This window comes from Stenotrophomonas maltophilia (assembly GCF_900186865.1).
In the GTDB taxonomy this organism is placed as follows: domain Bacteria; phylum Pseudomonadota; class Gammaproteobacteria; order Xanthomonadales; family Xanthomonadaceae; genus Stenotrophomonas; species Stenotrophomonas maltophilia.
This window is the reverse complement of the sequence record NZ_LT906480.1, coordinates 1,807,125-1,820,105: the sequence shown is the minus strand read 5'-3', so window position 1 is coordinate 1,820,105 and position 12,981 is coordinate 1,807,125. Positions and strand designations below refer to the sequence as shown.

9 protein-coding genes and 1 tRNA gene are annotated in these 12,981 nt (G+C 63.7%); 1 reads left to right on the top strand and 9 read right to left on the bottom strand.

What is annotated here, in order from left to right:
- Positions 1–89 precede the first annotated feature (89 nt).
- Positions 90–626 (top strand): GspH/FimT family pseudopilin, encoded by a 537-nt coding sequence (locus CKW06_RS08700; RefSeq protein WP_005408862.1) that lies wholly within the window; start codon positions 90–92, stop codon positions 624–626.
- A gap of 48 nt (positions 627–674) precedes the next feature.
- On the opposite strand, the gene CKW06_RS08695 is transcribed toward CKW06_RS08700, so the two are convergent.
- From CKW06_RS08695 to CKW06_RS08655, 9 genes are all read right to left on the bottom strand, one after another.
- Positions 675–751: transfer RNA gene (locus CKW06_RS08695), tRNA-Asn, on the bottom strand.
- A gap of 47 nt (positions 752–798) precedes the next feature.
- A complete protein-coding gene (locus tag CKW06_RS08690; RefSeq protein ID WP_005408861.1) occupies positions 799–1,224 on the bottom strand; it encodes a type IV pilin protein in 426 nt (141 codons plus the stop codon).
- 13 nt (positions 1,225–1,237) lie between these two features.
- Complete coding sequence (locus CKW06_RS08685) at positions 1,238–5,026, bottom strand: pilus assembly protein (protein ID WP_024956585.1); 3,789 nt, start codon at positions 5,024–5,026, stop codon at positions 1,238–1,240.
- Between the two features lie 11 nt (positions 5,027–5,037).
- Positions 5,038–5,559, bottom strand: coding sequence for a pilus assembly PilX family protein (locus CKW06_RS08680; RefSeq protein WP_005408859.1), 522 nt, complete (start codon positions 5,557–5,559; stop codon positions 5,038–5,040).
- A gap of 3 nt (positions 5,560–5,562) precedes the next feature.
- A complete protein-coding gene (locus CKW06_RS08675; RefSeq protein ID WP_005408858.1) occupies positions 5,563–6,732 on the bottom strand; it encodes a PilW family protein in 1,170 nt (389 codons plus the stop codon).
- On the bottom strand, positions 6,729–7,229 hold the full coding sequence (gene pilV, locus CKW06_RS08670) for a type IV pilus modification protein PilV (RefSeq protein ID WP_005408857.1): 501 nt from the start codon (positions 7,227–7,229) through the stop codon (positions 6,729–6,731). The genes CKW06_RS08675 and pilV overlap by 4 nt, the downstream gene beginning before the upstream one ends.
- Positions 7,226–7,741: a GspH/FimT family pseudopilin gene (locus CKW06_RS08665; protein WP_005408856.1), complete on the bottom strand. Its 516-nt coding sequence runs from the start codon at positions 7,739–7,741 to the stop codon at positions 7,226–7,228. The genes pilV and CKW06_RS08665 overlap by 4 nt, the downstream gene beginning before the upstream one ends.
- Positions 7,742–7,902: 161 nt before the next feature.
- The gene (gene ppnN, locus CKW06_RS08660) at positions 7,903–9,291 is read right to left on the bottom strand and encodes a nucleotide 5'-monophosphate nucleosidase PpnN (protein WP_005408855.1); all 1,389 of its coding nucleotides are present in this window, start codon (positions 9,289–9,291) and stop codon (positions 7,903–7,905) included.
- 251 nt (positions 9,292–9,542) lie between these two features.
- Positions 9,543–12,788, bottom strand: a complete 3,246-nt coding sequence (locus tag CKW06_RS08655) for a TonB-dependent receptor (protein ID WP_024956584.1) — start codon at positions 12,786–12,788, stop codon at positions 9,543–9,545.
- Positions 12,789–12,981 lie beyond the last annotated feature (193 nt).

Sequence of the window (12,981 nt, the reverse complement as noted above, 5' to 3'; positions counted from 1 at the left end):
GGGGTGACGGCCGGCTGAGGGCTTTCCGGGCAGGCGGGCGCGGCAGTGCCTGATGGCGGCCGTCCCGCTGCGGCGCGAGGCTTGATGCCATGCATCGCACTCCCGCCCACTGTCGTTCAGCATCACGCGGCGTGCATCTGGTCGAGATGCTGGTGGTGATCGCCATCCTTTCCGTTCTGCTGGCCGTGGGCTGGCCGGCCCTGCGCCCGGTGCTGTTGCGGCAACGCGCCGACGCCCTGCAGCTGACCCTGCATGCCAGTCTTTCCAGCGCCAGAAGCGAGGCCCTGAAGCGCCGCGAACTGATCGGGCTGTGCGCCAGCGACGACGGTGAGCAGTGCTCCCGCGACTGGAGCGCAGGGTGGATCATCTATCGCAGCGGCAGGCACCGGGGGACACCAGCATCCGCCCAGGACATCCTGATCCACCATCAAGGCCGGACCGACATCGCCATCGTCGCCCAGGCCAGCGGTGGACGGCCGCTGCTGTTCTTCCAGCCTGACGGGCGCAGTCCCGGTGCCAATCTGACACTGCGCATCTGCGCAGGAGACCGGCTGCATGGCAGGTTGGTCATCAACAACGGCGGCCGCATCCGCAGCGAGCGTGTCGACCGCACCCTTCCCTGCTGACGGGCCAAAACGACAAAAGCCGCGATTTCTCGCGGCTTTTGCAGTATCTGGCGCCCGAAGTTGGACTCGAACCAACGACCCCCTGATTAACAGTCAAGTGCTCTAACCGGCTGAGCTATTCGGGCGGGGAGGCGCATTGTACTGGGCGTTCAGAGGAAGATCAACACCTGATTTACCAGCAATCGGAAACCGTGCCGCTGGCCGTTTTGCGGTTGGCCTGGTCCACGCTCAGCGTCCCGCAGCTGTCCTTGGTCTGGTTGCCCTGGGGCGTCGCAGTCAGCGTGAACGAGGACGCCTTGCCATCGAACGTGATCGCGTACCGTGTGGTCCCGCCCTCGCGCGGCGACACCTTGCTGGGCAGCGCGAAGCCCGAGTAGGTGTTGTTCACCGAGTAGTAGCGCTCAGCACGCTGCGCGTATTCCACCAGGTCCGCCTTGGCCACGCCCCGGTGCGACTGGCGGATGTACTGCTGGTACGACGGAACGACAATCGCGGCCAGGATGCCGAGCACGATCACCACGATCATCAGTTCGATGAGGGAGAAACCGTGCTGTTTGCCGGGACGACGCAGGGTACGGGAAAGAGTGTTCAGGCTCATGGGCATGTCTTCGTTACTGGATCTGGCGCCAGGATTGGCGACCGCAGGGATAAGGCACGTACATCGTCGGAGCACCCGCCACATTGACCGCCATCCAGCAGGCACGTCCGCCTCGATCGGCACCCTTTGCCAGGCGTGGCATCACCGAGACATTGACGTCCTTCACCGGTGCGGTGCCGCCGGTGTCGAGACTCACGCCAGCCGTGCCCGCTCCGTAGGGCGTGCCGGTAATGGACCCGACCCGCGCCTGCTCCAGCGATGCAACACCCGAGATCGGATTGAGGCCAAACAGCCAGTTGCTTCCCTCGGTCGAACAGCCACGGCCACCCGCGGTGGGCATGTAGGTCGGCATGAACACCGTTCCCGACGCCACGGCAGGATTACCAACAAAGCGTTCACCTGCGCCGGGCAGTGCAATGCTCCATCCGCGCGCCGCCCCGGAGAAGGGTGTGGCCGTGACCGTGCGCAACTTGTTGGTGGTGGTCACTGTATAGGCCACCAGATTGGCGGGCACGATCGTGGCCTCCGGCTGGTCCTTGCTGGTGTCGTTGACACCGTACAGCGACTGCGCGGTGAGATCCTGAGGGTCATTGTCGAAGGAGAAGCTGCCGGTACCCAGCACCAGCATCACGCCACCACCGGGTCCGGTCACGGCGGTCATGCCACCGGTAATCGGCTGGCGATACACCTGGTTGTTGTTGTTGGTCTGGCGCGCCGTGGTGAACACCGGCGTGGTGACCGAGGTTGCCGTGCTTTCCAGGTCGAACTTCCACAGCGCGCCGCGCTGGTCGGCCGCATAGATCGTGTCCGCCAGGCCGTCACGGCCACGTACACGCCCCGTCCCACCGGCGCTGTCGGCCCGCCAACGGTCGACAGCCACGATGTTGCCCAGGCCATTGTCACCGGCGGGTGCGGTTGCTGCGGCCTCGGTAGCAGTGATCATCCGCACCGCGCCCGATCCCAGGTCGACCACGAACAGCACGGCCTTGCGGCTGAGGCTGTTGTAACCGTTGCCGAAGATCGCTTTCCACGCCACCCCGGTCCCTTCCTTCACCGGCACGATCACCGGCTTGCCAAGGACATGGCCGATGTTCGCCTTGATGGTGCTGTCGAGCCCCGGCGTCACGTCACTGATTTCCCACAGGCGATTGCCGGTGCCGAAGCTGGACGGCGTGGTTACATCCAGCGCGAACACCGAGCGCCCACCGGCGCCGGCCGTACCGACCAGTGCCGTGGCCCAGTTGCCACCGATCTGCGCGTCCGCCACCGCGATCGGTCCATCCACGTAGTAGCGATGACGGAAGCGCTGGTCGGACTTGTTGGCCGCCACGTAGGGATACAGCAGGTTGGCCATGTGCCCCAGCGCGGTTCCAGGGATGTAGGCGAAGGTCTCGCTGCCTCCGGCACTGTCACTCACGCCGTTGCCGTTCATGCCACCGTCGAAGGCATGCAGCATGCCGTCATTGGCACCGACATAGACCATGTAGCGGCCATTGTTGCGCTTGCGGGTCAGGTACGTCGCATACGAAGTCGCCATCGCGGTGCTGATGCGCTGGTAGCCATAGTCGTCGCGGGGCGAACTGATCACCGGGCTGGAATTGACGATGTCACCCAGCACGGTGGTACGGGTGCGATAGATGCCCCCCGAGTTGCGCACTTCGCGTGATGCGTCGCCGCGCAGATAAGCCATGGCCGTGGCGATGTCGCCGCCCAGCTTTTCAGCCTCGGTCGCAGAACAGCGCGCAATACCCGGATACTGCTTCTCGTCCTTGTTGCAGAGATCGGTGAAGGCGATGTTGGTGCTGCTGAAGTCAACTGCAGCATTGCCCTTGGTGGCGACGATGGTGCGCGAACGCTGCGCGCCCAGTTTCTCGGCCGCTTCCCACACCTGCGTGTACTCGGTCTGCTGCGTCTTGTCGTTCACCGCAAGCTTGGATGCCTTCAGGCGGCTGAACCAATCGGTTTCCTCGTTGGCCACTTCGAACTGGGGCGTGACCGCCAGCGACCCGGTACCGATACGCGCGCCGGTCAGGCCCTGGCTGCCCGAAGGCGCTGGCCCGGAGGTGACCGACGAGAGCACCCGGCGCATGGCCGTGGTGATGTCTGCCGGAGTACGCGCGTTGATGTACTCACCGCGGGTATTGGTCGCGGCGTGCCAGATGTCATCCACGGTGCTGGGGTTGTCGTTCTGGCGACTTGGCCAGTTGCTGTAGACCGCCGAATCGGTATACGGGTTCTGTTGCTTGTTCGGATCGAACAGATTGCCACGCGCGCCCAGCGTGATCCCGTAGAAGTTGATATGCAGGTCCTTCTTGCAGTCCAGCGACTTGTCAGTGCTGGTCGCACATTGCTCCGGCACTGGCACTTGTCCCCGGGGCATCCGATCATCGGTTCGCAACGGGTTCACGTAGTAGTACGCGGCAATATCACCCATGGTGTTGGAATTGCCATCCGAGAAGGGAGTCCCCATGTCCCCGTCCACGTTGCCCGGGGCAGGTGCGAGGGATGACGAAAGGTTGTTGCCATTGTTGCTGTAGCCGTCGGTGAACAGCATCACCGCATTCTTCTGGCAGGACAGCTTGATGGGGGCATTGTCATCGGTCCGCATGAACTGCAGGCCCGCAGCGTTGACGGCATGTCGATTCGGCGTGCCACCACTGGCCGTCAGCGCGATCATGCTGCTGTAGAGCGCGGACTTCTGCCCGATCACGCTCATGTCCCGGATCGCAAGCCGTTTGTTGGAGTCTGTCGAACTGTTGTAATTCTGGAAATCGTTGATCCGGAAATACCCGACATACATGTCATTGACATTCAATGCGCGCGTCATGCCGGCGATCATCGCCCGGTTGCGGTTACCGTAGTACGAGTACCAGTTGGCGAAGTTCTGCAATGCGGCAGCATCACCGGTCCCGATGACGTACTTCCACATGTCACATCCGGAACCGCAGGCGCCGGTGACCTTGGTTCGCTGGATACCTGCATACGCATTGGCAGTGCCTGGCAACTGCGGATAGGCGTCACCATCGCTGGTGTACGGCATGTAGAACGTTGCGGGCACATAGCGCAGCGACGCATAGCCCGCCGAGCTCCAGGTCGTGCCTCTCGTATTGGCGTTCTCGTTGCCAAAATTACCATTGGCCCTGCTTGCAGTCCTGTAGGACTGCCCGGCCGGTACCGTCATCCCTTCCTGCATCCTCTGGACGTCCCAGGACGAAGTACCCAGATAGCTGCTGGCGATCGCGAGTGTATCTGTCTCACGAGGATCGATGAGGGTGGCCGACGTGCTCGCGTCCGGATACGACTGCACCTCTTCATTTACGATCCGCAACCAGGGCTCGTACTTGATTGCGGGGTCGTAGTAGGTTGGATTGTAGGCCGCTGATCGTGCGAACCCGAAGACATCCAGAGCGGGGATGCCGTTGTAGTTGTTGATCCGGGCGCCCGGCAACACGTAGAAATAGCTGCATTCGCCGGTCTGGATGGCATTGCCCCACCGATCATAGGTGGGGAGTACGTCATCGGGCGTGTTGAGAACACCGGCCGACCGGAAGAAACTCTTCCTCCCGTAGTGCCAGCACGCCGTTCCGTCCTGCCCCGGGAACTGGGTCTGGAAGGTCATCGAACCCGAATCGTCCACCGCCATGATGAATGACGGCGGCGCGGAGACCTTCAGGTTCATCGGGTGCTGCGACAATGTGCCCTGCGCCTGCGCGGCGAACAGGTTCATCGCAAGCCAGGTGCCGCCAGCCACCGCCAGCAACAGCCCGGAGCCGGCCAGGATCTTGATCTTTCGGGTCGCCATGACCGCGTTCCTCAAAGCTTGAAAACAGTGTCGACAGCCGCCGAGGAAGTACCCTCGTTGCTGGTGGCGGCATCGCGATCGGAGCCGAACGCGGTGATCTGGTAGACGCGGGTGGGCTCTTCGCTTTCCGGCGTGCCCATGCCCAGCGTCGATTCGCCCTGGATGCAGGCGTCGATGCGGCGCACGCTAACCACCGGCGCCGCCGACAGTTTCTGCTCTCCCACCCAGCGGGTGGGATCGAAGCCGTCATCGCAGATGCGCTTGATGGCGTCAGCCTTCAACGAGCCGCCGTCGCCGGTATTGTTGTCGATCTCCTCGATCGACCGCTCGGCGTCACGGACCGCCCGCTCGCTGGCCTGGAACGCCACGTTGGCGGCCCGGTAGTTGGAGGACATGCGCTCCTGCATGCTCGCCACCTGCATGCCGACCACGCCGATCAGCGACAGCAGGATCAACAGCATCAGAGCCACGTACAGCACCGCACCGCGCTGCTGCGTACGCCCCTGGAATCGACGGGAGACGGAGGGCTTCATGGGTCAGTTCCCGAACAGTCGGTTGCGCAGTGCCACGGACACCTCGTAGGAGGCACGGTAACGATCGTCGTAGGTCGTGGGCGGATTGAAGCCAACGCCGAGCACGCCCAGCTGGGCCACGGCCGTATTGGCCTGCTCGGCCGCGGCGCGCTGCGGGCTGCGCACCAGCAGTCCAAACTGCACCAGGCCAACCCGTCGCCACGCAGCGACAGCGGCGGCATCGGTACCGGTACTGACCCCGCTGGCAGTCTTCTGGAAGGCGATTACCCCGGTCGGCGGCGCGGTGCTGCTGATCGCCGTCTCGGTATCCTGGCCGTAGAGGAACTGCAGGCTCTCAATGCCCTCCACCAGCTCCTCACCGGTGGCGAACGTGTTGTCGCCAGCGCCACGCGCGCGGTACAGCGCGGGTTCGCCGGCGGTATTCGTTGCCACGTAGTACGCCATCGATTCCACCCGATAGACCATGGTCACCGCGTTGTTGGCCGAATACGCCGAGAGATCGGCTTTGCTGGCCGTGATCGTGCTGCCGGCGATTTTTCCCGCAAACACGTCCACTTTGCTGCAATCGGCCACGGCAAACGCCGAGGGCGTGGTGACGGCACCGGCCGACAGGCGGGCCGCCGCGTCACTGGCGATCGTGATGTCCGGCGAAGTACCGGAGCCGATGGACAGCACCGGCGAGCCTTCCGGCGCAAGGTAGCGCATCACGATGATGTCGCTGCCGCCAAGCGGTTTGGGCTTCAGATTGGTGATCGCCGACGGCGTGCTGCCGGCAGCCCCCCAGCTTGCGCCGAGGGTCAGCTTGTTGCCAGGCGCGGTGCCCTGTGCCTCGTAACCCTGGATCGGCACCGAGAAGTCCATCGGGCTGCCATCACCCGACTTCACGCCGGCAATGTTGACCTTGACACTGTCCTGGGCGCGCACCAGGTGCGCCTGGTCATTCACGCAGCCCATGTGCCCGGCCATCCGGATGTCGCGCTCGAGGAACTCCAATGCGAATCGGGCGTTCTCCTGGGTGCGCGCGACACCTTCGGACAGCTGCGAGGCCGCCCGCGAAGCCATGAAGATCTGGGTCACGCCCAGCATCAGCACCAGGCCGATGACCAGCGAGATCAGCAGTTCAACCAGCGAGAGGCCAGCCGCATGGCTGGCAGCGGAAGGCGCGCGCTTCATAGACGGGTAACCAGGGTGAACGTGGTGATGCTGTCGGGATTGGCTGCGTTCCATCGCTCGTCTCCCCAGCCGATGCCCACCGTGACCAGACCATCATTGACGGTCACGTTGGCGCTGGCCTTGCCTCCCAGCACCTTGACGACCTGGCATTGCCAGCGCGCCACGTTCGCCTTGGAGGCTGTCACGTCGGCACTGTTGGGCCAGGTGCAGGGGCCAGCCGGCGCGGTGACCGAGCCGGCAGTGAAGGAGGCCTTGGTGTATTCGCCACCGTTGAGGGTTTCGCTGCGCTGTACGCGCATCAGCTCGATCAGATCGTAGGCCAGGCTGGTGGCCTGGGTGCGCTGGCTGGCGCTCTGCACGAACCGCACGTTCATGGTCTGCAGCAGCGCAAAGCCAAGCAGGCCGAACGCCAGCACCAGCAGCGCGATCAGCACCTCGATCAGGCTGAAGCCACGACTGCGGGCAGGCCCGCCCATGCCGGAACGACGACGTTTCATTTGCAGGTTCCTGCGGTGGAGCGGACCTGGCCGGAGAACAGGACGGTCAGGGTCCGCATGGGGTCACCCGTCTTGCAGCCTTGCGGCACCAGGCTCACGACCTGGTCGGCGGACGCGCGGCGGCGTCCCTGGGAATCGAAGGTGATGACGGTTGGGCTGGGAGCCTCGACCGCCAGGCTGCTGCTGCCCTTGGAGAAGCGCAGCACGCTTTCGCTGCCGCTGACTGAGCCATCGCCATCGGCGTCGCCCCAGGCCAGCATGCCCTTGCTCCACTCACCATCGCAGGACGTGCCGTTGCTGCTGCCGCACACCCCGCCACCATGGCGGTTGCGGATGGCCTCGCTGCGAGCGAGCGACAACAGACCGATCACCTCGTTGTTGGTGGTGGTCAGCCGGTTCGAGCGCATCGCGGTGCGGAAGCTGGGATAGGAGATGCTGGCCAGAATGACCAGGATGACCAGCGTGATCATCAACTCGACCAGCGTGAAGCCGTTTTGCCGGCGCAAAGACATTGGACGCTCCCCAGCGTGTTGGTGGCCACGATGGGCCATCGTCCCGCCACCAGCAAGCGGCGGCAGGATGAACGGTCAATCCAGGGCGACGGGCGTCAAAGCCTTGACGACCCGCACCTTCCCACCCCGGCCGGCGCGATCCCCATCGCACCGGCCCGGGCTCAGGCCAGCACCTGGTAGCAGGGCTGGTATTCGCCGGAGATCTTCATCCGGCGCTGCTCGACGAAAGCGCGCAGCAACGCGTCCAGCGCCTGCATCATGTCCGGGTCGCCATGGATCTGGAACGGTCCGAACTGTTCGATGCGACGCATGCCGTCTTCCTTCACGTTGCCGGCGACGATGCCCGAGAACGCGCGGCGCAGGTCGGCCGCCAGCGCATGCGGCGCACGCCCGTGGTGCAGGTCCAATGCGGCCATCGCCTCGTGGGTGGGCACGAACGGCTGCTGGTACTCCCACGGAATCTCGATCGACCAGTTGAAGAAGAACGAGTCCTTCTGCGCCAGGCGGTGCTCGCGCACGCGCTTGATGCCATTGGCCATCTTCTTCGCCACCGCCACCGGGTCGCCGATGATGATCTCGTAGCGCTCGGCGGCCGCGTCACCCAGGGTCAGGCGGATGAAGCGGTCGATCTGCTCGAAGTACGGCGCCGCCACGGTCGGTCCGGTCAGTATCAGCGGGAACGGCAGGTCCTTGTTTTCCTCGCGCAGCAGGATGCCGAGCAGGTACAGGATCTCCTCGGCGGTACCGACGCCACCGGCGAACACAATGATGCCGTGGCCGATGCGGACGAAGGCCTCCAGGCGCTTCTCGATGTCCGGCATGATCACCAGGTGGTTGACGATCGGGTTCGGCGACTCGGCGGCGATGATGCCCGGCTCGGTCAGGCCGATGTAGCGCGTCACGGTACGGCGCTGCTTGGCATGTGCGATCGTGGCACCCTTCATCGGACCCTTCATCGCGCCCGGGCCGCAGCCGGTGCAGATGTCCAGGCCGCGCAGGCCCAGTTCATAGCCCACCTGCTTGGTGTACAGATACTCGTCGCGCGAGATCGAGTGGCCGCCCCAGCACACCACCAGGTTCGGGTCACCCGGGTTGAGGATGCGCGCATTGCGCAGCAGGCCGAACACCGCGTTGGTGATGCCCTCGGACGACTCCAGCTCGGCCGCGTAGGCAGGGCCCATCTCGATGGCCATGTAGGCCAGGTCACGCACCACGGCGAACAGCAGTTCGGCAACACCGCGGATGATCTCGCCATCGACGAAGGCCATGGCCGGTGCGTTGACCAGGTCGATGCGCACGCCGCGATCCTGCTGCGCCACCTGGATGTCGAAATCGGGATACAGATCGCGCGCCGCGCGCGGATCGTCAGAGGCACTGCCGCTGGTCAGCACGGCCAGCGCGCAGCGGCGCAGCAGCTCGTGCATGCCGCCGGCAGAGGCATCGCGCAGGCGGGCCACTTCGGCCCGCGACAGCACATCCAGCCCACCGCGCGGGTAGATCCGCGCGTCCTGCACCGGCAGTGCGCGGGCTGATTTTTCGTTCGTGGTCATGTCCAATTTTTTGCTTCCTTCAAGGTTTCCGACTGTACTGCCGCCCCCTTAAAAAGCAAAACGGCCGGGAAGCCCGACCGTTGGATGTGTGCTCCCCGCGTTCGCCTTTCCGGGACCGCATCGGCGGCGTTGGCACCGCGCACATTTCTGGATGCTACGCCGATGCAGAGTGGCCTGCAAGGACTTTCGCCTGAACGGAAAACGGCCGGGTTTCCCCGGCCGTTCTACTTACTGCTTCAAGCCCTGAAGGATCAGAACTTGTACTTCAGGGTCAGCTGCATCGACCAACGCGACACGGCGGTGTTGCCCTTGTCGTTATTGTTTTCCTGGATCGAGGAATTGTCGGTACGGCCGGTGAAGTTGTACAGGTACTTGCCGGTAGCCGGGTCGATACCCGAGTAGTTGGCAACGCGACGGGTGGCGTAGAAGCCGTAGTCGTCGATCAGGCCCCACTTCTTGTTCAGCAGGTTGCCGACATTCATGATGTCCAGGGCGACTTCACCCTTGTGACCCTTCACGAAGCCCGGGAATTCCTGGCTGATACGGACGTCGAAGCTGTTGACCCACTTGGCACGGTGCGAGTTGGCCGGGACCACGCTGCCACGGTAGGCCTCGAGTTCCGGATTCTGCGCCAGCCATTCGAAGAACTTCTTCTCCATGTCGGCGCCGCCGGTGAAGATCACGTCACCCGGGCCCTTCGGCACGTAGAACAGGTCGTTGGTACCGGCACCGTCGCCATTCACGTCGTTGTAGTAGACGTAGCTGTACGGACGGCCCGAACGGCCTTCATAGAACAGGCCAACGCGGGTGGCGTTGTCACCGAAGAAGTTGTGCTTCCACTCCAGGGTACCGGTGATGCGGTCCTTGATCGCGTAGCGCGAGTTGTACGCAACGTTGTCGTTGGCGTTCAGGCTCAGCGTGTTGTTCCAGTTCGAGGTGTTCTGCGAGCTGGACAGCGGGCTCACTTCCTTGGACTGGGTGTAGGTGTAACCCAGCGACCAGCCCCAGTTCTCGGTCAGCGGCTTGGCCAGCGAGAAGGTAGCCTGCGAACCGCGACCCTTGTCGGTATTGCGCAGCAGGATCACGTCGCCGATGTCACCCGGACGGTTGACGCGGTCACCCGGGCAGGTCCGATCGGTCGCCGAGCAGGCGCGACCATTCTTCTGGCCAGCCTGCATGCCGTTCGGGCCGGCATTGGCACCATTCATGCCGTAGTCGTTCCAGTACAGCGCGCGACCGTCCTGACCGACCGAACGGTTGGCATTCGGGGTCATCACGTCCAGGCGGTCGAAGTACAGTCCATCCTTGACCTTGGTGAACAGCACTTCAGCCGACGCCACGATGCCGTACCACGGCAGCTCGTGGTCGAACGCCAGGTTGGCCTTCCACACCGACGGCAGACGGGTGCCCGGAGCGATCAGGTCAACGTTCTGGCGGGCCGAGGCCAGCGACGGGTTCGGGATGTACGGGTTGTCGGCGTCGAAGCTGAAGCCACCCGGGTTGCGGGTCAGGTTGTACTCGGAGTAGTTCAGGCCGGTGTTCTGGTAGGCACCTGCCAGCCACACGTTCGGAGCAGCGCCGCCGAACAGGCCAACGCCACCGCGCAGCTGGGTCGGACGATCGGTGTCGAAGGTGTAGTTGAAGCCGACGCGCGGCTGGAACAGCTTCTTGTCGACCAGCTGGGTGTTGTTGAAGCCGTACAGCTGTTCGATGCGCGGGTTGTACAGGCGCTGGGTGCTGAAGTCCGGCATGTCGATACGGATACCGAACATCAGGCTCAGGTTGTAGTTGATCGCCCAGGTGTCCTGGATGAACAGGCCGGTGTTCTTCAGGTGGAACTTGGCCGGAATGTCGTCAACGCTGCCGCCGGCGCGCGGGACGCGCACCTGGTAGGCCGACGGGGTACCGGCTTCAAACGCAGCCAGATCGGCGAACTCGTACGCGCCGTACAGGTTGCGGCCGTAGAAGTTCATCAGGTCGTTGTCGGTGTAATCGAAACCGAACTTGACGGTGTGGTCACCGATGTACCAGGTACCGGCACCGAAGGCGCTCAGTTCCTTCGACTCGACGATGTTGGTGTGGGTGTTCTGCTCGGTACCCAGGTACAGCGAGTTGTTGCCGAAGCGCACGCGGATCTGCGGCAGGTGCGAGGCAGCAACGCGGTTGGACGAGTAGTCCTTGTGCGAAACCTTGAACTCGGTCGAGAAGTTCTCGGACCAGTCACTGAACAGTTCACCCATCCAGGTTTCGTACTGGGTCGGCTGGGTGTACCAGAAGTCGCTCAGCGAGATGGCGCTTTTGTTGACCTGCGGGAAGCGGACGACGTCCTGCTTCATCTTGTTGTAGCGCAGGGCCGCGCGGTGGTTCTCGTTGATGTTCCAGTCGAGCTTGATCGCGTACTCTTCGATCGAGGTCTTGTTGTCCAGCGCGCCGATGCCGCCAACCGGGTAGCCCAGGTCGGACATGCGCTTCTGCACGCGGGCGATGTCGGCGTCGCTGATGCCGTTCGGCTTGTTGTACGGGGTTTCGCCGAGGCTCACGCCGCCGCCGCTACGCTCGTACTTTTCATAGTTGGTGAAGAAGAACAGCTTGTCCTTGACGATCGGGCCGCCCAGGGTCATGCCGTAGGTCTTCTCGTCCTTGAAGCCGTTGAAGTCCGTCGTGTCACCTTCCAGGCGCGTACGGATCATGTCCTTGTCGCGGTACGAACCGTACACGGTGCCGTGGAACTCATTGGTACCCGACTTGGTCACGGCGTTGATCACCGCACCGGTACCGCCGGCGATGGTGGTGTCGTAGTTGGCCAGGTCGATGTTGATTTCCTGGATGGCATCCATCGACACCGGCTGACGCTCGGTCGGCAGGTTGTTGGAGCCCAGGCCGAACGGATCGGAGGCGCTGATGCCGTCGATGCGGATGGCGTTGTAGCGGGTGTTCTGGCCACCGGCCGAGATCGCGCCGTCAGCCTTGCTGACCTGCGAGATGCGCGGGTCCAGGCGGATGTAGTCCTGGATGTTGCGGTTGGCCGACGGCAGCGCGTCCATCGTTTCGCGGGTCACGTTGCTGCCAGTGCCCATCTTGTTGGCGCTGAACAGGTCCAGGCCGCCGGCGGTCGCAACAACGTTCACCGCGTCCAGGTTGGTCGCAGCCAGGTCACCGCCCAGGTTGGCGTTGACGGTGTTGACCTGGTTCAGGTTCAGGTAGACACCCTCTTCGGTCTTGGTGCCTTCACCGGACTTGGTGATGGTGATGGTGTACGGACCACCCACGCGCAGGCCGCGCGCGTTGTATCGACCCGACGCATCGGTGGTGGCACGCGAAACGGTGCCCGACTCGGTGTGGGTGATGGTGACTTCAGCGCCGGCGACAGGCTGGCCTGCGGCGGACATCACCTGGCCGCCGACACCGGCAGAGGTGCTCTGGGCGAAGGCGGGAGCGGCGGCGAGCGCAGCCACGAGACCAAGGGTGAGCTTGGACATCCGGAGTGGGTGGGTCATTTTTCGGTAGCCTCGATGCGAGTTGGCGATGGCGGAAAAAAAGCGCATCCAAACAGCCCTGCGGGTGGCTGGTCGGAGATTTATCTGGGGTTCCCTACCGCTTGGCTGAAGGCAGCCACAACGGTTAACACTAGATTAACACGCTACGCCATCAATGTGACGGTTGTGCGACAAACGGCACCGGATCGCAACG